Source organism: Rothia sp. HMSC069C10, assembly GCF_001812205.1.
In the GTDB taxonomy this organism is placed as follows: Bacteria; Actinomycetota; Actinomycetes; order Actinomycetales; family Micrococcaceae; genus Rothia; species Rothia mucilaginosa.
Genome location: NZ_KV808282.1, coordinates 56029 through 82345 on the forward strand (window position 1 = coordinate 56029; position 26317 = coordinate 82345).

Sequence of the window (26317 nt, forward strand, 5' to 3'; positions counted from 1 at the left end):
ATGAAATAATTGCAGTTATGCAGAAAAAGGAACAGAGCCTTCGCGAACGCCGCCGCGAACAAACCTGGACGGCAATCCACGAAGCAGCCCTCAAACGCGTCCGCGAACACGGGATGCGCGGAACCACCGTTGAAGAAATCGCCCAGGAGGCGGGCGTCTCCCCGCGTACCTTCTTCAACTACTTCCCCTCTAAAGAGGATGCCGTCCTGGGTCTGCGCGAACCGGTGGTCAGCGAGGAAATCCTCGAAACAGACCGTGCCCACGAGGATGACAACACGATCATTCGTGTAACCCACCTTCTCTGGGAGGTCATTTTCCAGAGCTTCCACTACGCCAAGGGCAAGGACCCTCGAGCTCCCTATCAGGAGTTCCCCGAGTCCGCGAAACGAATGAAGATGCACTACATGAAGTGCGAACAGGTGCTCACCGAGTACCTGAACACCATCGACTGGGTGGCTTTTGATGCTGCTGGTCGCCGCGGCCCCTTCCCGCGCCGAACCCCCGCTGACCCGCTGACCGATCACTTCCGGGAGCGATCACGCGCAAAGGTCCAGCTTGCCTCCGCGGTGCTTCGTCAGCTGGAGTTCGCCCGCGACCTGGAAGATAAAGAGGATATTGCCCGCCATATCCGCCAGACGGTGAAGACCTTCCAGTTCCTGCTTTTTGAGCAGAACCGACCGGCAATCTAGCGGCGGTTCACTGCTACAAACTACAAAAGCCCGCCGGAAACCGAATCCGAGGCCCCGAATCGAGGCAACCGAATCAAGAACCTGGCGGACACATAACAGAAACATATAGAACGTAACTAAGGATTATCGATGAGTACAGAGGAAAAGAAGCTACCTCAGCCGCCAGCCGGCGAGGCTAAGCAGGAAAGTAAAAACCGCATCCGCGCCATGTTCCTGGGCCTGGTCATTGTGATGCTCATGTCCTCGCTGAACCAAACGATTCTGGCGCCGTCGCTGCCCACGATTGTGGGTGAGCTTCACGGCGTGGAGCACATGAGCTGGGTGATTACTATTTTCATCCTGCTTTCGACGATTACGATGCCGGTCTACGGCAAGCTTTCTGACCAGTTCGGACGCAAGCCCTTCCTGATTTTTGCGATTGTCGCTTTCATGGCGGGTTCGATTGTTGGTGCGCTCGCTCAGGACATGAACTGGCTGATTTTTGCTCGTGCCCTGCAGGGTCTGGGCGGCGGCGGTCTGATGATTCTTTCTCAGGCTGTGATTGCTGATGTGATTCCTCCCCGCGACCGTGGCCGCTACATGGGTATTATCGGTGGCGTTTTTGCGTTCTCGTCGGTGGCTGGTCCGCTGATTGGTGGCTGGATTACTGAGGGGCCGGGTTGGCGTTGGGCGTTCTGGCTGAACCTGCCGCTGGCTATTCTGTCGATTCTTGCGGTGATTTTCTTGCTGCCGCACCGCCCGTTCCGTGAGCGTGAGAAGCACAGCATCGACTACCTTGGCTCGCTGATTCTGATGGCGGGTACGAGTGCGCTGGTGCTTGCCACGATTTGGGGCGGTAACCAGTACGAGTGGGCTTCGCCGCAGATTATTGGTCTGCTGATTTTCTCGGTGGTTGCTGCGCTGGTGTTCATCCCGGTGGAGAACCGTGCGGCTGAGCCGGTCATGCCCATGTACCTGTTCAAGAACCGTAACTTCTTGCTGACTCTGGGCGCTTCGCTGGCGCTGGGTGTGGCAATGTTTGGTGCGGTGGAGTATATCCCGACTTATCTGCAGATGGCGCTGGGTGTGAGCGCTACGGTTGCCGGTCTGCTGATGATCCCGATGATGGGTGTCATGCTGGTGGTATCCATTGTGACGGGCCGCGTGGTGTCGAAGAGCGGTCGCTACAAGCGTTACGTGACGAGCGGTACCGCGATTGTGGCGCTGGGCCTGTTCCTGCTGTCGACCGTGACTATTGAGACTCCGACCTGGCTGTTCTGTGTGTACCTTGCGGTGATGGGTGCCGGTCTGGGTATGTCCATGCAGTTCTTGACTCTGATTGTTCAGAATGCGTTCCCGGTGAGCGTGGTTGGTACCGCGACGGCGTCGAATAACTTCTTCCGTCAGGTGGGTGCTACTGTGGGTGCCTCGCTGGTGGGTGGTCTGTTTACCTCGCGTCTGACCTCGCTGATTTCTGAGCGTATGCCGCAGCAGGCGCTGCAGTCTTCAGGTAGCCATGCGTCTTCGTCTCTGACTCCTGAGCTTGTGGCGTCTTTGCCGGAGCCGGTGCACGGCATCATTGTGAATGCCTATAACGATGCGTTGATTCCGCTGTTCCTGTACCTGGTGCCGCTGGGCCTGGTGTCTACGCTGCTTCTGTTCTTCATTCGTGAGGATGCGCTGGCGACGACCCTGGAGACTGAGCCGGCTGTTGATATTGCCCGTGCGGCGACCGGTGCGATTCCGGTGATTACTCCGGAGATGGCGGCTAAGGATGCTGAGGCTCTGAAGAGCATGCACGCCTCTGCTCGTGCTCGTATTGATGAGTCGTTGAGCTCGGAGGCTTCGCCTGAGGCGGGTTCTTCGGAGGATGGCGGCTCCTCGCGTTCTTAGAATGAGGGATAACGAAAAGGTGCGCGCCGGAGGCGTTGCCTTCCTATATAAGCGGCGCCCCGGTGCGAGTCGTGTGCTCGTGCCGGGGCGCCGTTTTTGGCTGAGTTGCCTTAAATAGCGCGCTTAAGAGGTGTGCCTTAGTGCTTGGTTTAGGGGTTGGAAGTGTTGGTTTAGTCCCTTAAATAGTGGGTTTACGTGGTGTTTTGCCCCATTAAAGCGCTTATCGAAAAGGTTATTACGTCCCTATGTCGAGAGAATTGTTTCCGATGTAAAATTTTCGTAAAAATTGTTAATCCGCCCCTTTTCCCCGGTATTCCGGGGCATTTTTTTACCCAGCTCCCTTTTAGCTTGCATACAGGCTGTTCTAAGGAGTGAAAGTGCCCAATGTGGGTTTGGTGGAAGTGTTACAGGCTATATAAGATAAAGTACATATGCTCCTAGTGACAGTCATCACGAAGCAGTGCGCTAGGACAGCATGACACACATGCCTTAACACCGACATCTACACAAGGAGGGGAACCGTCCCATGTTTAGGTACATCCTCCAGCGATCGCTGACGTACCTCGTCATGGTCTTTATTACGACCACGATGGGTTACTTTGCAGCGGTTACTGCCCTGAAGCCTGCCCTCTTGGAGCAGGAAAAGGTTCCGAAGCCTAGCCCCGAGCAGGTGAACCGTAACTTCGCATCCCTGGGTCTCGATCCCGAAATGAACCCCTGGGACCGCTACGTTCAGTGGCTGACCAATGTGGTCACCAAGTTCGATTGGGGCCGTAGCCCCAACGGCGCGTACATTAACCAGGAATTTGGCCAGCGCGTGTGGGTTTCTACCCGCCTGCTGCTGGTGGCTACCATTCTCTCGATTGTGATTGGTATTGCCCTGGGTGTGTACTCGGCAGCTCGCCAGTACAAGTTCTCTGACCGTGTTATCACCGGTTACTCCTACCTGGTCTACATCATCCCCGCTCCCGTTGCTTACTTCGTGGTGCAGCAGGGCGCGACCACTATCAACAACATCGCCGTTGCTAATGGTGGAGAGAAGATTTTCTATGTGACCGGTATTTCGACTCCGGGTCTGACCGGATTCTGGGAAATCACCATGGATATGGCGGCGCACTACGTCGTGCCGACCTTCTGTATGACCATCTTCGGTTGGGCTGGTTACCAGATTGCACAGCGTCAGTACCTGCTCGATAACGTGAACGCTGACTTCGTGCGTACCGCTCGTGCTAAGGGCTTGACCCGTAACCAGGCGATTACTCGCCACGCACTGCGCGTCTCCTTCATCCCCGTGGCACAGTCCATCGCGTACCAGATTCCGATGATTTTTGCGGGTGCATTCTTCGCCGAGACCGTCTTTGCATGGCCCGGTATCGGTAAGTGGTCGATTGACTCCATTTCCGCGCAGGACGTGAACGCTGCGACCGTGACCCTCGCGTACGGTTCTGCACTGTTCGCTGTCGGTGCGATCATCGCTGATATCGCTACCACCATCGTCGACCCCCGAGTGAGGATCTCATGAGTCAGGTAACTGCAACTTCCTCCGTACCGGTGGTACAGGAGAACGGTGACTTCAAGGTCATCAACAAGAGCGTTATTATTCTGCGCCGCTTCCTGCGTAACAAGGCTGCAGTCTTCGGTCTGTGCGTGTTCATCGGCATGGGTCTGTTCGGTCTGTTCGGTAAGTACCTGACCAAGTACAAGCCCAACGACATTGACTACATGGCGCTGGGTGAAGGCCCCTCGGCCGAGCACTGGTTCGGTACCACCATCGCGGGTAATGACGTGTTCGCCATGATGTCTGAGGCCGTCTGGACCTCTCTCCAGATTGGTGTGGTCGTCGGTTTGGCCACTGTGTTCATCTCCGCAGTTTACGGTTGTGTGATGGCGTACTTCGGTGGCTGGATTGACAAGATTATGCTGTTCATCCTCGAGACCCTGATCATGGTTCCCTCGCTGCTGATTCTGGCAATTCTGATCAACGGTCAGGTTGGTAAGCAGATTCAGAAGAGCGTCCCCACCTGGGTTCTGCTCTCTGCAGTGCTGATTGCCTTCGGCTGGATGGGTAGCGCCCGTGTTATTCGTGCAATGGCGCAGTCCCTCATCAACCGCGACTTCGTGAAGGCTGCACGCTACATGGGTGTGCACCCCTTCAAGATTGTGATGCGCCACCTGGTTCCGAACATTGGCTCCCTGCTGGTTCTGAACTTCACCAGCGGCATCATGGGCGCTGTGCTCTCTGAGGTCGCTTACTCCTTCATCGGCATCGGTATTAAGTACCCCAACTACTCGCTGGGCTCGCTGATTTCGGATGCTTCGCAGCAGATTAACACCCTGCCGCACATGTTCTGGTTCCCGGTTCTGTTCTTCTTCCTGCTGGTTGGTCCGCTGGCCCTCATGAACGACGGTCTGCGTGACGCATTCGACCCGACTTCGATGTCGGTCGGTAAGATCAAGAAGTCCAAGAAGAACGAGAAGGCAGAGGCACCCGCTGCCGCTGCAAAGGAGGCGAAGAACTAATGAGTACCTCTCCCGTTCTGAGCGTTAAGGACCTCAACGTCCGCTTCAACACTGAGAATGGCATCGTGCACGCTGTTCGCGGTGTGAACTTTGACCTGTACCCCGGTAAGACCCTGGGTATTGTGGGTGAGTCCGGTTCCGGTAAGTCCGTTGCCTCCATGGCAATCATGGGCCTGCACCCGACTACCGCTGACATCACCGGTTCGGTCAAGTACAACGGCACCGAGCTGCTGGGCTTGAGCGATAAGGAAATGTGCGCATACCGCGGCAAGGAGATCTCTATGATCTTCCAGGATCCGCTGTCCTCGCTGACCCCCGTGTACACCATTGGTGATCAGATTGCTGAGGTGCTCAAGGTCCACAACAAGGGCATGAGCAAGCAGGCTATCAAGGACCGTTCCATCGAACTGATGCGTATGGTGGGTATTCCTTCGCCGGCTGACCGCCTGCGTTCCTTCCCGCACGAGTTCTCCGGTGGTATGCGTCAGCGCATCATGATCGCTATGGCGATTGCGAATGACCCCCGCGTGCTCATCGCCGATGAGCCCACCACCGCACTGGATGTGACCATTCAGGCGCAGGTGCTGGAGGTTATGCAGAAGGCTCAGGAAGAGACCGGCGCAGCGACCATCATGATTACCCACGACCTCGGTGTTGTGGCTGGTATGGCTGACGACATTCTGGTGATGTACGCCGGTAAGCCGGTGGAGATTGCTAAGGCAGAAGACCTGTACAAGCATCCCTCCCACCCGTACACCATCGGTCTGCTGGGTGCGGTCCCGCGTGTGGACCGTTCCGAGAAGGTCTCCCTGGTACCCATCGAGGGTACCCCTCCGAACCTGATTAACCCGGTGACCGCGTGCTCCTTCCGCCCGCGTTGCCCCATCGCTAAAAGCGGTGGCCAGTGCTGCCAGGACTCCAACGGCGAGCCCGATCTGCAGCTGCTGGAAGGCGTTGGCGAGGGCCACTACTCCTCCTGCACCATCTCTCAGGAGCTGGTCGGTAAGACCGCAGACGAGCTGTACCCGGTTCCGGAGCCCCCGGTATCGAAGTACGACGGTATTCCGCGTGAGGAGCGTGCCCCCGTCCTGGAGGTCCGCAACGTCAAGAAGCACTTCCCGCTCATGAAGGGTGCGCTGATTAAGCGCCGCGTGGGCACTGTGAAGGCTGTGAACGGCCTGTCCTTCGACATTCGCGAGGGCGAGTGCTTCTCCATCGTGGGTGAGTCCGGTTGTGGTAAGACCACCACCCTGCTGGAAATCATGGAGTTCAACAAGAACACCGACGGTGAGATTCTGATTAACGGAACCTCCACCAAGGACGGCAAGTCCGCAGGTGAGATTCTTGAGCTGCGTAAGAACCAGCAGATGGTGTTCCAGGACCCCACCGGTGCTTTGGATCCGCGCTTCACCGTTTACGAGGTGCTTGCTGAGCCCCTGGAAAACCAGGGCATGAACAAGGCAGACATCAAGAAGCGCGTCATCGAGCTGATGCACATTGTGGGTCTGCAGCCTGATCACGTGAACCGCTTCCCGAACCAGTTCTCTGGTGGTCAGCGTCAGCGTATCGGTATTGCTCGTGCGCTTGCTGTGAACCCCAAGCTCGTGGTTCTGGATGAGCCGGTGTCCGCGCTGGACGTGTCCGTCCAGGCTGGTGTGATTAACCTGTTGGAGGAGCTGCGTGCAAACCTGGGCCTGAGCTACCTGATGGTTGCTCACGACCTTGCGGTGATTCGCCACGCATCCGACCGCGTTGCAGTGATGTACCTGGGTCGTATTGTTGAGATTGGTGACGTCGACCAGGTGTTCGACAACCCGATCCACCCGTACACCCGTGCACTGCTCTCGGCGATTCCGGTTCCGGATCCCGAGGTTGAGGCAAAGCGCCACCGCATTATGCTTGAGGGCGACCTGCCCACTCCGGTGAACGCGCCTAAGGGCTGTGGCTTCTCGAGCCGTTGCCCGGTCTTCAAGCTGCTGCCTGAGGACAAGAAGCGTCGTTGCCTGGAGGAGATGCCGGAACTGACCCCCGTTGAGGGCCAGGATCACGGTTATGCTTGCTACTACCCTGAGGCTGAGGCCGCTACGGTGTAGCTCTAGAGTCGGCTGAATAAGTCGCATGTGTGCCGAGGGGCGAATATTCGTTGAATATTCGCCCCTCGGGTTTTTTATGCCCGGTATTGGTGGGCTGTACGTTGTTCGAGATTGTCACCTAGTGAGACGGGGGGAACCGCAGAATGTGGCGCTAGGCACTGAAACGGTCCGGAAAACGGGTAAAACCGCCCTGACTAGGTATAACCTTTCTCACCATTCAAGATATGAATATTTATGGAAGAGCTTTCCTGCTGGCAGTAAGCCATAATTAAGCCTGTGGGTGCGCCGCTAGGGGCGTACCTCAAGGAACACATTCATAGACCGGCACTAATTCATCGCTCACCGCACCCTATTGCGGCGCATGAGCAGGGAATCCTTGACGCTTTCCTGCAGGATTATTGAGGGTCAAACGTATAAGAGGACACTCTCATGGAGAAGAATTTCATCCTGAACCGTCGTACCGTTCTCGGTGGCGCTGCAGCACTGGGTACCGTGGGCGTACTGGCTGCGTGCGGCTCGTCCAAGGACTCCAAGGCAACCACCAAGGGTGCAACCGTGGGCACCGATGCCAAGGAGCTTTATGACCTTGCTGAGGCCGCTGTTTCTGAGCTGAAGGATGGCGGCACTCTGCGCCTGGCTGTTCCGGGTATTGGTCCGGACTTCAACCTTTTCAGCGCGGACGGCAACTCCCTGTACACTCAGACCGCTATGAGCCCCGTGGCTTACGCAGGCCTGTGGCAGGGTGACCCCCTGGGTAAGCGCACTCTGGCTCCCGAGTTTGCGAAGAGCTTCGATGTCGCCGAAGAAAACGGTCTGCCCGTCGTCTCCATTGAGCTGAACCCCCAGGCTAAGTTCAACGATGGTACCCCCATCGACTACAAGGCTCTGCAGGCTACCTGGAACATCCTCAAGAGCACCGATGGTGACTACAAGGTCGGAAGCAGCGGCATCTACAGCAGCATTGCTTCCGTGGATCGCGACGGTGATGACTTCAAGGTGAAGGTAACTTTCTCCGCACCTTACTACCCGCTGAATACCCTCTTCGCTGGCATTGTGCACCCGGCTCTGCTGGACAAGGAACTCTTCAACACTGGTTTCGTTGACAAGCCGCACCCCGAGTACTGGGTTGGCCCCTTCACCATTGCTGAAGGTGGTTGGAACTCGACCGAGAAGACCCTGACCCTGACCCGCAACGACAAGTGGTGGGGCGAGAAGCCCGTTCTGGAGCGCATTGTCTTCCGTCAGATGGATCCCGCTGCTGAGCGCGCGGCATTCAAGAACGATGAGCTTGATGCGATTGGTGCTACCACCGCTTCCGCATACAAGGAGCTCAAGGACGTTGCTAACATCGAGATCCGCCGAGGCTCTCGCCTGTTCTCCGGTGGCGTGACCATGAACCCCGCCCGCATGCAGGATGTTGCTCTGCGCCGCGCTGTGGTTACTGGTCTGAACCGTGAGGCTCTCGCCAAGGTTCGTTTCCAGGGCCTGGATTACGAAGAGAAGCTTCCCAACTCGATGATTCACATGCCCTTCAACGAGTACTACCAGGACACCTACCCGACCCCGAACAACGATGCTGCTGCTGCATCCAAGATTCTGGAAGATGCAGGCTACACCAAGAACGGTGAGTTCTACGAGAAGGACGGCAAGCAGGCTGCCTTCAAGTTCTCCATCTTCGGTGAGGATCCCACCTCCAAGGCTGTCGGTCAGACCCTGGTTCAGCAGCTGAAGTCCGTAGGTATTAATGCTGAGCTCGACTCCCGTGCTGTTAGCGAGTTTAACAAGACCATGGCCTCCAAGGACTACGACGCAACCTCCTCCGGTTTCGCTCCGAGCTCCCCGGATGCTACCGAGGCTACCGAGCAGTTCTACATGCGCCGTAAGCCTGAGGAAGCTGGTTCCGATGAGATCAATGAGATGATCGCAAAGATGAAGCTCATTGCTGACGACAAGGAACGCAACCAGGCTTGCAATGAGATCGAGAAGAAGCACCTGGCTGAGTTCGCAGTGCTGATTCCGCTCATGAACGGCCCCGAGTACAAGTTCGTGAAGAAGGGTCTGCGCAACTACGGCGTGTCCCTCTTCCAGGGCACCGGCATTCACTGGGAGAAGGTTGGTTGGGCTAAGTAAGTCCTCATCCCTTCACCTCCTAGGTGAATAGCCTAGAGCTATTGAAAGTGTCCACCCGGATTATCCGGGTGGACACTTTTTGCATTTCTGGAGGGGGTGCTTTGGGTGCTTTTATGTACCGATGCAGGGGAGCGGGGGTATAGCTATCCGGAAAAATCTGAAGAATTCGCGCAAAAACAGGGTATTCATAGTATGAATATTCAAAAAACACGATAAATATTAAGAAATATTGTGAAAATGCTTGGTTTTCGCTCTCGAGGTGCGCTACAGTGAAGTCATACAAAGTTATGCAGTGCTCTGCATAAATAATCATTACTTCGGGAATACGGGGTACACCCGCCCGCACAAGATAGAAGGAAACCACTCCCATGACCGCCAACACCGCATACACCGCGAGTAGCCACGAAGCGACCAAGAACAGCTTCAGCCGCCGCGTCCTCATTGGCGGCACCGCGGCTCTGGGAGCTGTAGGTCTGCTCAGCGCCTGCGGCAACGGCAGCGCAAGCTCTGAAAAGACCAAGGCTGCCGGCGCCGGTGCCAAGATCGAAGACCTCTACGACATCAACGCCCAGGACGTGAACAGCCTGAAGAAGGGTGGCATCCTGCGCCTGCCCGCCGGATCCATCGGTCCGAACTTCAACTTCTACACCCAGAGCGGTAACACCAGCGATAACGTCAACGTTATGAGCACCATCAGTCAGGCTGGCATGTGGAACCTCGACTTTGATGGCACCTACAAGCTGAACACTGACTTCGCTGTCTCCTTCGAGCACAGCAAGAAGGGCGACAAGATTCAGGTTGCCGTCAAGCTCAACCCCAAGGCTGTCTTCAATGATGGCACCCCCATCACCTACAAGGCGCTCCAGTCCACCTGGAACATCTTCAAGAGCCTGGATAACGGCTACAACATTGTCACCAGCGGCATCTACGAATTCGTTGAATCCGTAGAAAAGGGCGAAGACGACTACAGCGCCGTCACCTTCTCCAAGCCCTTCTACCCGCTGCAGAGCCTCTTCTCTGAGATTCTGCACCCCGCACTGGAAAACGTCGAGCTCTTCAACAACGGCTTCGTGGATGCGCCCCACCCCGAGTACTGGGCTGGCCCCTTCACCCTGGCGGATAAGGGCTGGGACTCCACCGCAAAGACCTTCAGTGTTGTGCCCAATGACAAGTGGTGGGGCACCAAGCCCCTGCTGGACAAGATTGTCTTTACCCAGATGGAGTCCAGCGCTGCACGTGCCGCGTTCAAGAACGATGAAATTGACGCTATCGGTGCGAGCACCTCCTCCACCTATGCCGAGGTGAAGAACATTGCGGGTACCGAACTGCGTAAGGGCACCCGCCTCTACGCCGGTGGCCTGGATATCAATCCCCGCCGCGTCAAGGATGCTGCCCTGCGTAAGGCAATCTTCGTCGGCACCAACCGTGAAGCACTCGCAAAGATTCAGTTCCAGGGTCTGCCCTACGAGGAAGCTATCCCCGGTTCGATGATTCATATGCCCTTCTCGCCCTACTACCAGGATTCTTACCCGACCCCGAATAATAGTGTTTCGGAGGCGCAGAAGATTCTGGAGGCCGCCGGCTACACCAAGAACGGCGACTACTACGAGAAGGACGGCACGAAGGCTGGCTGCGCAGTGGTGGTCTTCGGTGACGATCCGACCAACAAGGGTAAGGCTCAGACCTTCACTCAGCAGATGAAGGATGTCGGTATCGAGATCCGGATTGATCAGCACGCCGATAGCGAGTTCGCCACCATTCTGGGCAACTGGGACTACGATATTTCCTTCAGCGGCTACTCGGTCTCTGCTGACGCGACCGAGAGTACCAAGCAGTTCTACTACTCCGAGAACAACGAAGGTATCGGCAGCAAGGAAATCGATGCCCTCATCGACGCCATGACCCTCATTGAGGATGACAAGGAACGTAACCTCGCCTGCAACGAGATTGAGAAGAAGCACATGGCGGAGTTCGCCTTCCTGGGCACCATTACGAACGGTCCTGACTTTGTGATGGTCAAGAAGACTCTGGCTAACTACGGTCCGCGCCTGTACAAGTCGATGGACTGGGCTGCTGTGGGCTGGATGAACTCCTAAAAGGTGCCTGTCTTGCGAGCGGGTCGAATGCGTATATGCGCGTTCGGCCCGCTTTGCTGTGCCCGTTGGCTATTTCTGGAGGTGGGGGAGGGGTGTTGCGCGAAGGATAGTGGGGTTGTGTCGATATGGATTTAGGCCCGCTGCATTAGGGTCGGGCGTAATAATTGAGAAATATTTATCGTGTTGCGCACCTGTAGTGATTTATGTGGTGTACACTACTAAAAATATTAAATGTGGCTTAGAACATAGCTTTAGGTCACATTATTTTGCATGGCTTGACCTGCCCGCCCATCACCGCAGATAGCAGGCGCTCCTGCAGACGGAAACCCCGCCTCCAGAGCACGCAAGCCACCCACTCTACACTGCAAACACTGCATCAGCGCAGTCCACACCCACAAGGAGCCCATCATGAGCCCCCACCCCATCCCCTCCCTCTCCGGATTCAACCCGATCATGAGCCGCCGCGTACTGTTCGGCGGCGCAACCGCCGTCGCTGCTGCCGGCGTACTGAGCGCTTGTGGCTCCTCGTCCTCCAAGACCGAGCACAAGGCAAGCGAAACCCCGTTCTATGAAATCAACGAGCAGGATGCCTCGAAGCTCAAGCAGGGCGGTACCCTGAACCTGAGCACTTACTCCCTTGGTCCGGACTTCAACCGCTTCTCCCAGAACGGCTCGAGCACCTCCGTCTCCGAAACCATGGGCGTTATCGCCGGTGCCGGCATCTGGCGCAGCACCTTCAAGGGCGAAGATGAGCTCGACCCCAACTACTGCCTCGGCTTCGAAGCTAAGGAAGTAGACGGCAAGATCACCGCAGAGGTTCGTCTGAACCCCAAGGCAGTCTTCAACGACGGCACCCCCATCGACATCGATGCACTCAAGGCAACCTGGCAGATCCAGCGTGACCCCGACGGTGAATACAAGATTGCCGCAGCAGGTATCTACGAGTACATCGAAAGCGTTGAAGCTATCGATGGCGACCGCTACCACGCACGCGTTGTTTTCAAGACTGCGCACAACCCCGTCAAGGGTCTGCTCTTCGGCGGAATCCTGCACCCGGCGATGCTCGACGTAAACCTCTTCAATGAAGGCTTCGTGGACAACCCCCACCCCGAGCTCGGTTGCGGCCCCTTCACCCTGGCACCCAACGGCTGGAACTCCTCCGAGAAGACCTTCACTGCTGTGCCCAACGACAAGTGGTGGGGTGAGAAGCCCAAGCTGGACCGCATCGTCGTGCGTGAAATGGCAGACGCTGCAGCTCGCGCCGCCTACAAGAACGGCGAGCTGGACGTCGTGGAATCACGTACCCTCAGCGCCTACAACGAGATGAAGGACGTTGCAAACTCTGAAATCCGCCGCGGTCGCCGCCTCTTCGCCGGCGGCATGAACCTGAACGCAGAGCACATCACTGATGTTGCTGTCCGTAAGGCAATCTTCCTGGGTATCGACCGTGGTGCTCTGGCAAAGATTCGCTTCCAGGGTCTGCCCTACGAAGAAGAAGTTCCCGGCTCGATGCTTCTGTTGGGTTCCTCCCAGTACTACCGCGACAACTACCCGGCACGTAACCCGGAGGAAGCACGCAAGGTCCTGGAGAAGGCAGGCTACACCAAGTCCGGCGACTTCTACGCGAAGGACGGCAAGACCATCACCTTGAAGCTGACCACCTTCGGTGATGACGCCACCACCAAGGGCCAGGCACAGACCTTCATCCAGAGCATGAAGGAAATCGGCATTAACTTCGAGCTCGATTCGCGTGCACAGTCTGAATTCTCGAAGGTTGTTGGTAACCGCGAGTACGACGTAAGCATTTCGGGCTTCGGCGTGACCTCCGAGCCGACCAGTGCAGCCGAGTACTTCTACCACTCCAAGAACTGGAACGGCGTCGGCACCCCCGAAATCGACGCTATGGTCGACGAGATGGTCACCATCCTCGATGACGCTAAGCGCGCCGAGAAGTGCAACGAAATTGAGAAGAAGCACATGAGCGAGGTTTGCCTCTTCATCCCGTTCCTCAATGGTCCGGACTTCAAGGCATGCCGCCCGAAGCTCGCTAACTACGGTGCGTTCCTCTTCAAGAGCCTCGACTGGTCTTCGGTTGGCTGGATGGCATAAGCCGCAGTTTTAAGCTCCCCGCCCCTATACGTTTTCGCAGTGTCGTATAGGGGTGGGGAGCTTTTTCTTGTGGAGGGTTCAGCGCGCTTTAGCTGCCCGTCGATGTGGTTTTAACGTGTAATGATTCTCAAAGCATCGGATGTGACGCGCTCGCGCGCCAATGCGACATAATATTTCATTTTTTAGTTTTCGCACGCGGCTTCCGCGTGATGATGCGGGTTTAGGCGCTGAACCCGTGATTTTTAGACGGTGTATAGTTCTTCCACGGATTGGACTGTGGTCTGCGTCGCTTCTTTTGGGGGTATACTGTGTTTCAACCACAAACAATGTGGGGGCTCTCACAAAGGTGATGGGCGGGAGCTTCGGCGCTCCCGCAAAATCGGCGCACAACACGGTGCGCTTATCGAATAGCACCTGAGCCCTCCGGCATGAGGAGAATACATGACTCATCTACGTATTAATCGCCGTACCCTGCTGACCGGCACCGTTGCCCTGGGTACCGTTGGCCTGCTCGCTGCATGCGGCGGCGGCTCTGACAAGAAGATCAGCGGTAAGGCTGCATCAAGCACCGAGGAAATCGTCAAGAACCTCGAAATCAACAAGCAGGACCGCTCCTCCCTCAAGCAGGGTGGCGAGTTCCGCGGTAGCGTCTCCGCAGTCGGCCCGAACTTCAACATTCTGACTCAGAGCGGCTACACCACCGAGAACCTCACCGCATTCGGTGGCGCCTGCAACATCCCCTCCGCTATCGGCTTCACCTCCCTAAGCCCTGCCGGCGACTACAGCCTCAACGACGACTACGTCAGCGACTACAAGGCTGAGACTGTTGACGGCGTGCAGACCATCACCTTCAAGCTCAACTCTAAGGCTGTCTTCAACGACGGCACCCCCGTTGACATTGAGGCAATCCGCGCCGCGTGGACCGTCTATCGCAACCCCGATGACGGCTACAACGTCATCGCCGCTCCCTTCTGGCAGCAGGTAGCGTCCATCGACCCCGTGGATGGCGACAAGACCCGCGTCAAGATCGTCATGTCCAAGCCCCTGTACCCTGCCGAGACCCTCGGCCTGCTCGGTCTGCACCCCGCACTGACCGACAAGGAGCTCTTCAACAACGGCTTCGTGAACAAGCCCATGGATCAGTACTGGTCCGGCCCCTTCAAGATTGGCGAGTGGAACTCTTCGGCTAAGACCCTCACCCTCGTGCCCAACGACAAGTGGTGGGGCGAGAAGCCTCTGCTGGACCGCATTATCTGGCGTGAAATGGGCGACGAAGCAGAGCGCGCAGCGTTCAAGAATGGCGAGCTGGACAGCATTGGCTTCGCTGGCCTGGCAACCTACAATGCTGTCAAGGGTCAGCCCGGTGTCCAGATTCGCTCCGGCCAGAGCGTCGGCGTGATCAACCTGCAGTTTAACCCGACCCGCGTGACCGACACCGCCCTGCGCCGTGCAGTCTTCGCCGCGGTTGACCGCTCCCAGCTGGCTAAGGTCAAGTTTGGCCAGATCAACTGGGAAGAGCCTCTGACCGGCTCCATGATTGCTATGCCCTTCCAGAAGGGCTACCAGGACGCTATGCCCACCAACCCCGGCGCCGAGGCTGCGGCAAAGATCCTGGAAGCAGCAGGCTACTCCAAGAATGGCGACTACTACGCCAAGGACGGTAAGACTGCAGGCTTCTCCATCACCTACTTCGGTTCGGATGCAACCTCCCTGGCTCAGTTCCAGAACCTCGAGCAGCAGCTCAAGGCAGCAGGTATTAAGCTCGAGCAGGACAACCAGCCGCAGTCCCAGTTCAACTCCGTGATGGGCTCTAAGCAGTACGACTGCGCCTTCTCCGGCTGGGGTATTGGTGCTGACCCCGCAGACAGTGTTCAGTACTTCTACACCAGCGAAATCAACGAAGGTGTGGGCGATCCCGAGCTGGATAAGTTCATCGCGTCCATTTACGAGAAGGAATCCCACGAGGAGCAGTTGAAGATGGCTGCTGAGGCTGAGAAGCAGCACATGGAGAAGGTCGCTATTTACTTCCCCTACGCTAACGGCCCCAGCTACGCAGCTGTGAAGGAGAAGCTGGCTAACTACGGTCCTTCCCTCTTCGCAACCAGCTACACCGACCCCAAGCGCTGGGTCAATGTGGGTTGGCAGAACTAAAGCCACATGTTAATTTTCTGGATTCCTATTCGGTAGTTTCTGAATTTTCGGAGGCGCCGGCATAAGACTCCGGAGGGCAAAGTCCCGCGGTATTCCGCCTCAGCGGCGGGGTACTGCGGGGCTTTTCTGTGTTTTTGATGGGGGGTTTGTGGTGGGGTGGTTTCGGGGATTGGCTGAAATATTTTCCCTAAAACGGTGAACTAGGTCATAGTGCGTGGGAAATGTGTGTATACTAATCTCAATGCAAAATGTGCGTGCTGTCACAAAGATGTGCGGGTTGTGTTCCCCCGCGTACAAAAATTCAGCATCTCACCTAACCGAGGAAAACTAATGACCACTTTCACTCTCAACCGTCGTACCCTGCTCACCGGCACCGTTGCCCTGGGTACCGTCGGCCTGCTCGCAGCCTGCGGCGGCAACTCCTCCAAGAACGAAACCAGCGCTCTCTCTGCCGGTGACGACCTGTCCAAGGCAGTCTCCTACAACGAGAAGGATCGCTCCGCCCTCAAGGACGGCGGCGAGCTGCGACTGAGCGCTGATGGCATCGGCCCGAACTTCAACATCCTCAACACCAACGGCTACACCGCCGGTAACCTGAATATTCAGGCGGCTATCAACTCTGCCTTCACCGGCGGCTTCTACGCTGACTTCCGCGGCGAGTCGCACATGAACAAGGACTACGTCACCGAATACAAGGCGCAAACCGTTGACGGCGTGCAGACCGTGACCTTCAAGATCAACCCCAAGGCAGCCTTCAACGACGGTACCCCCATCGACGTGAACGCCGTCAAGAGCTACCAGACCATCTACACCGCCGCGGCATCCGGTTCGGACTACCAGATCACCCCCTCGCCCATCTGGGAACAGGTCGCAAGCGTCGAGGCTGTGGACGGCGATACCCGCCACGTGAAGGTCACCATGTCCAAGCCCTGGTACCCCATCGAAGGCAGCTTCACCTCGTTCCTGCACCCGGCATTCGCCGACCCCAAGTTCTTCAACGACGGCCTGAACGACAAGCCCCTCGACCAGTACTGGGCAGGTCCCTTCAAGGTCGGCGAGTGGAACTCCTCCTCCAAGGTGCTCACCGTCGTCCGCAACGAGAAGTGGTGGGGCCAGAAGCCCGCTCTTGAGCGCATCACCTGGCGTGAAATGAGCTCCCAGGCAGAGCAGGCAGCTTACAAGAACGGCGAAATCGACTACGTGGACGCCAGCACCCTCAGCTCCTACAACGAGCTCTCCGGCGTGGCAAACACCGACATTCGCAAGGGTAGCGCTCTCAGCGTGGGCAACTACGAAATCAACCCCGAAAAGGTGCCCCTGCCCGTCCGCCGCGCATTCGTTGCAGCCCTCAACCGTGAGCAGCTGCAGAAGCTGCGCTACGAGAAGCTCGGCTGGAAGGAAACCCTGCCCGGCTCCATGTGCATGCTGCCCATGCAGGAAGGCTACCAGGACAACTACCCGACCAAGCTCGGCAAGGACGTCGCTACCAAGATCCTTGAGGACGCAGGCTACACCAAGTCCGGTGACTACTACACCAAGGACGGCGCTAAGGTCTCCTACCCGGTCATCACCTTCGGTAGCGACCCGGTTGTCAGCTCCACCGCGCAGTTCCTCGTCCAGCAGATGAAGGAAATCGGCGTTGAACTGACCATCGAGAACCACGGTGCCTCTGAAATGTCGAGCATCATCTCCTCGAAGAACTTCGCGATTAAGACCGGTGGCTACGGCATCACCACCTCCCCGGTGGATGCGGCGAACTACTTCTACATCTCCGAGACCAACAACGGTCACGGTAAGGATCTGGACTCGCTGGCAGCAACCATGATGTCCACCGAGGACCCGAAGGAACAGCTCAAGATCATGAACGAGCTGGAGAAGCGCCACCTGGACGAGGTCGCCATCTACGTGCCCACCCACAACGGCCCGAACTTCAAGGCGTGCCGTAAGGGCCTGGCGAACTACGGCCCCATGCTCTTCGGCCTGCCCTACTACAACCCGAACGTATGGATCAACGTCGGTTGGGAGAAGCAAAACTAAGCGTTGAGCACCGCTCACACACTCCATAAGGGGTAAAAGCGCTACAGCGGCGTGTTACAAAAGGATTAAAACCTTCTGTAGCACGCCGCTTTCCCGTTCCTAAGAGAGTCGCACGGATATACTTAAAACAAATGTGGGCATTCTGCCCGCAACCCCGGCAGAGACTGTCCTCCCGCCGGGTTGGAGTGTGGGTTACGCACCGTTCGCGTACCGCCTCCACAACACTGCGAATACTCTAGGAGAAATTCCATGAAGAGCATGTCTGTCTCTCGCCGTACCCTCCTGACCGGCACCGTTGCCCTCGGCACCGTTGGTCTACTGGCTGCCTGCGGCAGCTCGAAGGAAAAGGTTGGCGGTAGCGCCGCTAACAACGCTGAAGATATTCTGAAGAACCTTCAGGTCAACAAGCAGGACCGTTCCTCCCTCAAGCAGGGTGGCACCCTGACCCTCGCGGCTACCGCCCTGGGCCCCAACTTCAACCTGCAGACCCAGAGCGGCTACACCTCCAGCAACCTGGACGCTCTGGCACCCTGCAACATTCCCGCCGTGATGGGCTTCTACACCATGAGCCCCGAAGGCGAAGGTACCCTCAACCCCGAGTTCTGCACCGAGCACAAGACCGAGACCGTCGACGGCGTGCAGACCGCGACCTTCAAGATCAACCCCAAGGCTGCCTTCAACGACGGCACCCCCATGGACGTGAACGCTGTTCGCGCCGTGTGGAAGGTCTACCGCGCAACCACCGACAACCCCTACCACATCACCGACAACACCATGTGGCAGCAGGTTGAGAGCATCGAGGCTGTGGACGGCGACAACTTCCACGTCAAGGTCACCATGAAGGCTCCGTACTACCCCTCCGAGGGTCTGTGCGCCTTCGCAATCCACCCCGCCCTGGAAGACGTCAACCTCTTCAACGAAGGCTTCGTTGACAAGCCCCTCGACCAGTACTGGGCAGGTCCCTTCAAGGTTGGCGAGTGGAACTCCTCCCAGAAGGTGCTCACCCTGGTCAAGAACGACAAGTGGTGGGGCGAGAAGCCGGTGCTGGACCGCATCATCTGGCGTCAGATGGACTCCGAAGCAATCCGTGCAAGCTTCAAGAACGGCGAACTGGACGCCTTCACCTTCGTTGGCGCAACCAGCTACAACGCTGTGAAGGGCCAGGCAGGCACCGAGATTCGCCAGAGCCAGAACACCAACGTCAACATCATTCAGCTGAACCCCAAGCGCATCGAGGACCTGGCACTGCGCCGCGCAATCCTCGCTTCTGTGGACCGCGAGCAGATTGCTAAGGCATACTTCTCGCAGCTCGGCTGGACCGAGCCGCTGCCCGGCTCCATCATCGCAATGCCGTTCCAGAAGGGCTACCAGAACAACTACGCTGGTGACACCGGTGCACAGGCAGCTGGCAAGATTCTGGAGGCCGCAGGCTACTCCAAGTCCGGCGACTACTACGCTAAGAACGGCAAGGTTGCTGGCTTCGCTCTGACCTCTTTCGGTTCCGAGGCGGTCTACCAGGCGGTCTACCAGATTCTGGAGCAGCAGCTGAAGTCCGCAGGTATCCGCCTGAGCGCTGACAACCAGCCGCAGTCGAACTCCAACTCCGTGCTCGGCCAGAAGAGCTACGAAGCAATCTTCACCGGTTGGGGCGTTCTGCCCGACCTGGCTTCCTCGGCACCCTACTTCTTCACCACCGAGGTGTTCGGAGTCGGTGACCCCGAAGTTGATAAGCTCATCGAGAAGCTGCAGAACACCGAGAAGGAAGACGAGCGCATCAAGATCGCTAACGAGGCGGAGAAGCTCTACTACGAGAAGGTCGCAGTGTACCTGCCCTACGCAAACGGCCCGATGTACGCCGCTGTCAAGGCTAAGGTCGCGAACTACGGTCCGTCCCTGTTCAAGCAGAGCTACACCAGCGCTGACTACTGGGTCAACGTTGGCTGGCAGGAGTAGTACCGCTTACGGTAACGCTCTAGCCGTCCTGTAGGACTCGAAATCCCGGGTACTCTCACGAGAGAGTGCCCGGGATTTTTCTGTCCCGCTTGTTCTGCGTCCTTTAGCTGGATACATTAGCGGGATATGTAATTACAAAAACTAGGGGAGCGCCACTCTAACTGGCTGCTACCACTCGCCCAGGTACAGGGCGCGCTCCTGCAGGTACCTCAACATCTTCGGGTTCTGCCGCAGATAGAAGATACGGTAAATGCCGCCTCCAGCAACGATGAAAGCCAGCGGGAAACCCAAAATCACGAGCACACGGCTCATATTAGCGGACAGATCAAACGGATCACCGCTGGTTGCCACCAGCACAATCCAGAGAGAATAGCCCACGCAGGCGAGCAGAGTGCCCCACATGCCGCGCACGAGCCAACTCACCAGCGCCACCGCAATGACCCACGCCAGCGCCAACGTGAACTGGTGCCGCTCCGCCTGAGCCCAAGGGAGTGCACCCACGTAAATAATTGCGGGGATGCCCAGGTACCCGGGGATATTCAGCGAGGCAAGAATGTTCACGCAAAAATAGCCCAAGAAAATAGCGCTCAACGACGAGGACAGGAACAGGTGCAGGGGAATCATGCCGTCGCCGCTATAGACGGCGGTCGGGCCCGCGTACACGGTTTCAAACATGAGGGTCAGCGGAGTCATCATGTACTCGATCCAGACGACCAGTGCAAAAGCACCGAAAATGCCCAGAGCCTGCATCAGCGCAATCAACCGTGAACGCGCATCGTGAGGAATAGTGAAGCTCTGACCCTTCGCCTTGACGCCGCAGAGATGAACGACAGCCACCATTGCCGCGATGCACAGTACCCAGCGCACGAGGACCCCCGGCAGCTCAGGAAGACCTCCATAAGCCCCCGTAGCGGGGTCGCCCCAGGCTCCGGGGAGCAGCGTAATAGCGTGAGTACCCTCGGGGAGGCTGGTGGAGGAAGCAAGCCGGTGCGGCTCGTAGATAACCCACCACAGAAGGCACGCTGGAATCAGCGCGGAGAGCTTACGCAACAGAACCGGAAACGGCGCGGACTCATAGACGAGCGCCTCAAGATTGAGCCGGCGCATCAGCCGCCGAACAGGAGAAAGAGCGCGTAGCTCTTTTTGCTGCTCTTCCCACACTCCGGTATCCCATGTCCTAGTATCAGAAGACATCATCGTACTCCCTATCACTTGAGAACTTCCTTGTTGAGCTTATTCTTACATTAGCAGAAATACCCCCCCGGCTAGTGCATACGCCCAAGCAAAACCTGCCTAAAGAATCAGTACATAAGAGAACAGGCATAAGGAAAGGGGCCCCACCGTAACGGTGGGGCCCCTTAGAGCCTAGAAAGCAAACTACTTGGTGGTCACCTTCAGGACAGTGCTCAGGTTCTGGTGAGCAACGCCCGGCAGACCCTTTACCTCAGCAAACTTGCGGGTGTTGGTTACGATAACCGGGGTAATCAGCGGGTAACCCGCCTCCTTGATAACCTCAGGATCGAACTCAATCAGAGCGTCGCCAGCAGCAACAACATCGCCCTTAGCAACCTTCACGCTGAAGCCCTTACCGTCCAGGTTCACGGTATCCAGACCAACGTGAATCAGCAGCTCAATACCGTTCTCCAGCTTCAGACCCACAGCGTGGCCCGAGGGGTAGGTTGCAGCAACCTTACCGGCTGCGGGAGCAACAACAGTGGTACCGGTCGGCTCAATAGCCACACCCTCGCCCAGCTTGCCAGCAGCGAAAATCGGGTCCGGAACATCAGACAGAGCAACAGCAGTACCCTCAATGGGAGCGTGCAGCTCAATGACCTCACCGGCGGAAGCAGCGGGTGCAGCAGCGGCGGTCGCAGTAGCGGCAGCAGCCGGAGCAGCCTTAGCAGCAACAGCCTCAGCCTTGGGAGCGGCCTCAGCATCCTCAGCCTTACGCTCCGCAGCGTGCCTTACAGCGTCAGCCTTCGACTCGTAACCGAACAGCAGAACACCGGTCATAGCGCCGAAGAACGCAATAGCCAGACCAATCACGTACAGGTACGAGGGCTGCATAGCCGGAATCGACAGCAGCGAAGTGAACGCGAACGCGTAGGACTTAACGCCCAGGAAGGAAATGGTAGCACCACCAATAACAGCGGGAACCAGAATAATCGGAATCACGCGCTTGTAACGGAGCACAACACCGTACAGGGACGGCTCAGAAATACCACCGAGCAGACCGGACATCGACGCACCAACAGCGGTCTGGCGCAGCTCGCGGTCGTGCTTAGCCTTAATAGCCACACCTGTCACAACACCGAACACAGCGAAGTTGTATGCACCCATCGGGGACTGAATGAAGTCAGTACCCATGGTCTGCAGGTTGTTAATCATGACAGCGTTCAGCGGCCAGTGCAGACCCAGCGGAACCATGAACAGGTACAGGCCAGCAATCAGAGCACCAACCAGAGCCGGAGCCTGGTCGTTAACCATCTTCAGGAAGTCAGAGATACCCATAGCAACACCGATACCGATGGGGCCAACCAGGAACGCGGTCACCGGAACCAGAACGATGACCGAAATCATCGGTACAAACACCATCTGCAGCATCGAAGGAATAACCTTCTTCAGGAAGCGCTCAAACGGAGCCAGCAGAGCAACAGCCAGCAGCGGGGGGAAGACCTGACCGGTGTAGCTGAATGCGTACAGCGGCAGATCCAGACCAAAGAACGGAACGTTCAGAATCTTAGTGGTCTTGTCAGCCAGAGCAGTCAGATCGGTGAAGGTACCGGTCATCAGTGCAGCGGGGATAGCCGCACCAACCCACATGTTCGCGCCCAGACGCTTAGCAGCGGTAGCACCCAGCATGATGGGCATGAAGTTCAGAACCGACAGCGAAGCAGCCTTCAGGATGTACCAGAAAGCGAACTGCTGCATCCACTGGGTGTTCAGAGCCTTAGCAGCCTCCGGGTCAGCCACACGAGCACCGTTAATGATGTCGATGTTCACGCTCTGACCGGTCAAGTCAGTGTACTGGCCGAAGAAACCCAACTGCTGCAGGAACACAATCAGGGTCAGAATCATCGAGGTACCCAGAAGTGCCCACAGCAGAGGACGGAAGGAGTCAGACAGAACGTCGAAGACGTTGGTAAGCCAGCCGGACTTCTTGCCCTCAGCCTCAACCTTGGTGTCACCCTCAGCGTGGCCGGACATAGAAGGCAGAGCGTTGATTTCGTTGTACACAGCCTCAACGCGATCGCCCAGAACAACCTGAGTCTGGCCGGACTGCTCAATCACAGAGAGAACGCCGGGCAGGCCCTCAATCTTCTTGTTCTGCACTGCATCGTTAGACACAGGAGTGACACGAAGGCGGGTTGCACAGTGAGTAATGTGCGCGATGTTCTCGGGGCCACCCAGGCCGTCAAGAATCTTCTCGCCAAGTTCGCGGTTATTCACGATACTTCCTTAGATATGCGGTCAATGTCTATGCGGTTGTTGCCGGAGGCTGTGCCTACCTGACGCTGCGGTAGCCGAAAAGCCCCGGAAAACACGTCCAGAAAACACAAAAGACCCGAGTCTCTCGACCACCGGAAGCACTACACTCGTGCCCACTATGGAGCTTCGGTACAGCAAATAGAGGGGATTCTCGGCAGATATATGCTGCCGTCCCATACGGTGTTGAGTAACTCAGGTCTTGCCTGCCAAACCAGTAACAACCCTGAAGAAGGTTTCCCTTCTCAAATAGTTCCCTGTAACTCTAAGGGTTTTCCCAGGTTAAGAGCAAGGTGAGAGGCAAAAGCTATCAGAAGCTGTTAAATGTTTCACCCAAGTGATAGCTGAGAATAGCTGAGACACGCTCTCGACACTGATTGCAGGGCGCCTCCCGGCTGGATTCCAGCAGGGCTCAGGCGCAAAGCCTAGGCAGGGTCCCAGAGCCCTCCGGTACGCCCAGATACGCCCCGGACCGGGTGCTTTCGAAGACGGCGCTCATGAAGACGTGGAAGGGCCCCGCATCCACAGGATACGGGGCCCACACGCTACCGAAGCAGCTACCTTTCCGACTAACTACTTAGCCGGGAAGAAATTCAGCGGAGCAACCTCCAGCTCAGGGTAATTACGCTTCTGCCAACGGCGGTTACGATGCGCATTCACCTCAATCAGCGCGGCACCCAGAACACCGGCACCCAGAGCCGTCCACAGCAGATGCGGAAGCACAGTAACGAACTGGTGGTACTCCACCAGAATCGGCACGAACAACGCCGCGAAGAACACCGCCAGCAACGCACCAAACAGCAGAACACGAGCACGGTTGAACGGACGAGCCACCGCAGCCAAGTTCCACAGACCCATCATCACCAGGGTAATGAACGAAGCCGTCTGAATCTGACGGATATCCTCAACACCCATGCCACGAGCCGTGAACGTCACCGCCAACAGCATCGCAACCACAATAATCGAGTTCGGAACCGTGTAATTCAGCACGCGACGCAAGAAGCCCGGCACGTAACGGCGCGAATTCGGCAACAGAGTCAACGCGAAGGACGACGCACCCACAATCAAGAAGTCAGCAGTCGAGTACTGACGCGGCAAGAACGGGAAGGTCAAACCGAAAATACTGAACAGAACACCCAGAAGAATCGCGAAACCAGTCTTCGTCAAGAACAGGTTTGCCACCATCTCAATGTTCGTAATGACCTGACGGCCCTGCTCCAACGCAGCCGGCAGGGACGAGAACTTACCGTCCAGAAGAACCAGGCGAGAAACAGCCTTCGTTGCCGGGGCAGCGTTACCCATCGCGATACCCAAGCTTGCGTGCTTGAGCGCCAGCGCGTCGTTGATGCCGTCACCGGTCATCGCCACCACGTGGCCGCGCTCCTTCAGCGCAATGACCATGTTCTTCTTCTGCTCGGGCGAGACACGACCGAAAATATTGTGGGTCGCGGCAGCCTCGGCAAGCTCCGGGCCGTCCTCGGGCAGGGTAGAGGCATCAACCGCGCCGGCGGAGGTGTCCATACCCGCAGTCTTTGCGGCGGCGGCAACCGTGAACGGGTTATCACCCGAGAAGACCTTCAGCGTCACACCCTGACGGTGGAAGTACTCCACAATCTCCGGGGCGTCCGCGCGCACGTTCTCGCGGAAAATCACGAACAGAACCGGGGTAGCGTCCGCCGGAATCTTCTGGACGGGCTCACCCTTCTCGTTACGCACCACGGCCGCGGCATGGGCCAGCACCATCGTGCGCAGACCCAGAGCCGCTAGCTCGGCGGCGCGCTCGCGCTCGGCGGTGCCCTTGGCGAGCAGCGCCTCCGGGGCGCCCAGAAGCCACGCACCCGAATCCTTGAACTCAATCGCGCTAAAACGCAGCGCCGACGAGAACGGCACGATGCCGCTGACGGTAGCCGAGGAAGCCTGCGGGAAGCCGCCGGTCAGCGCTGCGGCGGTCGGATTCGCGTTCTCATCGTGGCCGAACCACGACAGCGCCTCGTTCCAGCCGGTCGGCAGGGAGGCACGCCAGGAGGTGTTTTCGGCAGAGTCGACGTCGGGGCCCTCAGCCACCGCCTCGGTGGTCAGGGGACGCACCGAATCAAAAATCACGCCACCCTCGGTGAGAGTACCGGTCTTATCGAAGCAGACCACATCCACACGAGCCAGAACCTCAACCGCAGGCTGCTCCTGCACCAGGATATTGTGCTTGCGGCCCAGAGCCACGGCTGCCGCGGCGAAGGCCAGGGTGGTCATCAGCGCCAGGCCCTGCGGAATCATCGAAGCCACCGAAGAGACCACGGCGATAGACACCTGCTCCCACATGTGGTTCTGCTCCACGGCCTCCAGGCCACCGGCGGCGCGAATCTGACCCCACAGCACCACCGGAATAATGACGGCCAGACCAATCGTAATCCAGCGGACCACGAGGTTCAGGGCATCGCGCAACTCAGACTGGATACGCGAGAACTGGCGCGCCTCGTCGGAAATCTTGCTGGCTCGCGAGTTCGCACCCACGTGAGAGAGCAACACGCGACCGGTACCACCGAGTACGCTCGAGGCCGAGAGCACCATGTCGCCCGGGCGCTTAGCAATCGGGTCGTTCTCGCCGGTCAGCAGGGATTCGTCCAGCTCCAGCGAATCGGAGGTGAGCACCACGGCATCGGCGGGCACCTGATCGCCGCGCTTGAGGACCACCACGTCGCCCTCCACCAGCTGCTCCATGGGAACCTCGACGGTCTTGCCATCGCGCACAGCGGTTGCGGGGGAGCGGTCCAGCAGGGAGATGCGGTCCAGCTCAAGCTTCGCCTTGTACTCCTGCACGAAACCGATGACCACGTTAGCGATAACAGCCGCCAGGAAGAGGAGATCCGCCCAACGCTGGTACATAATCACCACGGCACCACAGGCGCCCAACACAAAGTTGAAGACCGTGAACAGGTGCGCACGCATAATGCTCCACAGCGTGCGAGAAGACTTCGTGTTCTGGGTATTGACCTTACCCTCAGCCGTCAGGCGTGCAACGTCATCGCTGGTGAGGCCGTGCTGGGCGATATCAAAGGAGCCGCTATGCGGTGTTTCAGAATATTCGGGAATGTAGCCGGCAACGGCAGGCGCTGCCGTTTTCTGCTGAGGATCCATGCGGGGGTCTCTTTCTCGAATGGATGGAATGCTGAACTGAATAGAGTTC

Annotated in this window: 14 protein-coding genes; 11 read left to right on the forward strand and 3 right to left on the reverse strand. The window is 57.6% G+C overall.

Annotation, left to right across the window (positions count from 1 at the left end):
* The first annotated feature begins 17 nt into the window (after window positions 1–17).
* The 11 genes from HMPREF2842_RS00265 (at window position 18) to HMPREF2842_RS00315 (ending at window position 19650) form a co-directional block, all read left to right on the forward strand.
* Entirely contained in the window at window positions 18–689 is a 672-nt protein-coding gene (locus HMPREF2842_RS00265) for a TetR/AcrR family transcriptional regulator (protein WP_246823120.1), read from the forward strand.
* A gap of 129 nt (window positions 690–818) precedes the next feature.
* Window positions 819–2561: an MDR family MFS transporter gene (locus HMPREF2842_RS00270; RefSeq protein ID WP_070641801.1), complete on the forward strand. Its 1743-nt coding sequence runs from the start codon at window positions 819–821 to the stop codon at window positions 2559–2561.
* A gap of 526 nt (window positions 2562–3087) precedes the next feature.
* Window positions 3088–4083: an ABC transporter permease gene (locus tag HMPREF2842_RS00275; RefSeq protein WP_005507218.1), complete on the forward strand. Its 996-nt coding sequence runs from the start codon at window positions 3088–3090 to the stop codon at window positions 4081–4083.
* Window positions 4080–5081: an ABC transporter permease gene (locus HMPREF2842_RS00280; RefSeq protein WP_005507216.1), complete on the forward strand. Its 1002-nt coding sequence runs from the start codon at window positions 4080–4082 to the stop codon at window positions 5079–5081. Before HMPREF2842_RS00275 ends, HMPREF2842_RS00280 begins: the two co-directional genes overlap by 4 nt.
* Window positions 5081–7174, forward strand: a complete 2094-nt coding sequence (locus HMPREF2842_RS00285; protein ID WP_070593565.1) for an ABC transporter ATP-binding protein — start codon at window positions 5081–5083, stop codon at window positions 7172–7174. Before HMPREF2842_RS00280 ends, HMPREF2842_RS00285 begins: the two co-directional genes overlap by 1 nt.
* A 429-nt stretch (window positions 7175–7603) precedes the next feature.
* Window positions 7604–9304, forward strand: coding sequence for an ABC transporter family substrate-binding protein (locus HMPREF2842_RS00290; protein ID WP_070505844.1), 1701 nt, complete (start codon window positions 7604–7606; stop codon window positions 9302–9304).
* Between the two features lie 368 nt (window positions 9305–9672).
* The gene (locus HMPREF2842_RS00295; RefSeq protein ID WP_070641802.1) at window positions 9673–11400 is read left to right on the forward strand and encodes an ABC transporter family substrate-binding protein; all 1728 of its coding nucleotides are present in this window, start codon (window positions 9673–9675) and stop codon (window positions 11398–11400) included.
* Window positions 11401–11808: 408 nt separating this feature from the next.
* The gene (locus HMPREF2842_RS00300; RefSeq protein ID WP_070641803.1) at window positions 11809–13509 is read left to right on the forward strand and encodes an ABC transporter family substrate-binding protein; all 1701 of its coding nucleotides are present in this window, start codon (window positions 11809–11811) and stop codon (window positions 13507–13509) included.
* Between the two features lie 441 nt (window positions 13510–13950).
* The gene (locus tag HMPREF2842_RS00305; RefSeq protein ID WP_049354462.1) at window positions 13951–15660 is read left to right on the forward strand and encodes an ABC transporter family substrate-binding protein; all 1710 of its coding nucleotides are present in this window, start codon (window positions 13951–13953) and stop codon (window positions 15658–15660) included.
* Window positions 15661–15990: 330 nt separating this feature from the next.
* Entirely contained in the window at window positions 15991–17697 is a 1707-nt protein-coding gene (locus HMPREF2842_RS00310; protein ID WP_049346618.1) for an ABC transporter family substrate-binding protein, read from the forward strand.
* A gap of 249 nt (window positions 17698–17946) precedes the next feature.
* Complete coding sequence (locus HMPREF2842_RS00315; protein WP_005507209.1) at window positions 17947–19650, forward strand: ABC transporter family substrate-binding protein; 1704 nt, start codon at window positions 17947–17949, stop codon at window positions 19648–19650.
* 168 nt (window positions 19651–19818) lie between these two features.
* Here the strand turns inward: HMPREF2842_RS00315 and HMPREF2842_RS00320 are convergent, their stop codons facing one another.
* The 3 genes from HMPREF2842_RS00320 to HMPREF2842_RS00330 all read right to left on the reverse strand — a co-directional run bounded on the left by HMPREF2842_RS00320 (window position 19819) and on the right by HMPREF2842_RS00330 (window position 26268).
* A complete protein-coding gene (locus HMPREF2842_RS00320; RefSeq protein WP_246823121.1) occupies window positions 19819–20847 on the reverse strand; it encodes a dihydrodipicolinate synthase in 1029 nt (342 codons plus the stop codon).
* Window positions 20848–21027: 180 nt separating this feature from the next.
* Window positions 21028–23100 carry a glucose PTS transporter subunit IIA gene (locus tag HMPREF2842_RS00325; protein WP_070629216.1) on the reverse strand — a complete coding sequence of 691 codons (2073 nt, stop codon included), beginning with the start codon at window positions 23098–23100 and terminating at the stop codon, window positions 21028–21030.
* A 609-nt stretch (window positions 23101–23709) separates the two neighbouring features.
* Entirely contained in the window at window positions 23710–26268 is a 2559-nt protein-coding gene (locus HMPREF2842_RS00330) for an HAD-IC family P-type ATPase (protein WP_070641804.1), read from the reverse strand.
* Window positions 26269–26317 lie beyond the last annotated feature (49 nt).

Coding starts and splice junctions, on each gene's coding strand:
- HMPREF2842_RS00265 (WP_246823120.1), top strand. CDS start 18: ATGCAGAAAAAGGAACAGAGCCTTCGCGAACGCCGCCGCGAACAAACC.
- HMPREF2842_RS00270 (WP_070641801.1), top strand. CDS start 819: ATGAGTACAGAGGAAAAGAAGCTACCTCAGCCGCCAGCCGGCGAGGCT.
- HMPREF2842_RS00275 (WP_005507218.1), top strand. CDS start 3,088: ATGTTTAGGTACATCCTCCAGCGATCGCTGACGTACCTCGTCATGGTC.
- HMPREF2842_RS00280 (WP_005507216.1), top strand. CDS start 4,080: ATGAGTCAGGTAACTGCAACTTCCTCCGTACCGGTGGTACAGGAGAAC.
- HMPREF2842_RS00285 (WP_070593565.1), top strand. CDS start 5,081: ATGAGTACCTCTCCCGTTCTGAGCGTTAAGGACCTCAACGTCCGCTTC.
- HMPREF2842_RS00290 (WP_070505844.1), top strand. CDS start 7,604: ATGGAGAAGAATTTCATCCTGAACCGTCGTACCGTTCTCGGTGGCGCT.
- HMPREF2842_RS00295 (WP_070641802.1), top strand. CDS start 9,673: ATGACCGCCAACACCGCATACACCGCGAGTAGCCACGAAGCGACCAAG.
- HMPREF2842_RS00300 (WP_070641803.1), top strand. CDS start 11,809: ATGAGCCCCCACCCCATCCCCTCCCTCTCCGGATTCAACCCGATCATG.
- HMPREF2842_RS00305 (WP_049354462.1), top strand. CDS start 13,951: ATGACTCATCTACGTATTAATCGCCGTACCCTGCTGACCGGCACCGTT.
- HMPREF2842_RS00310 (WP_049346618.1), top strand. CDS start 15,991: ATGACCACTTTCACTCTCAACCGTCGTACCCTGCTCACCGGCACCGTT.
- HMPREF2842_RS00315 (WP_005507209.1), top strand. CDS start 17,947: ATGAAGAGCATGTCTGTCTCTCGCCGTACCCTCCTGACCGGCACCGTT.
- HMPREF2842_RS00320 (WP_246823121.1), bottom strand. CDS start 20,847: ATGATGTCTTCTGATACTAGGACATGGGATACCGGAGTGTGGGAAGAG.
- HMPREF2842_RS00330 (WP_070641804.1), bottom strand. CDS start 26,268: ATGGATCCTCAGCAGAAAACGGCAGCGCCTGCCGTTGCCGGCTACATT.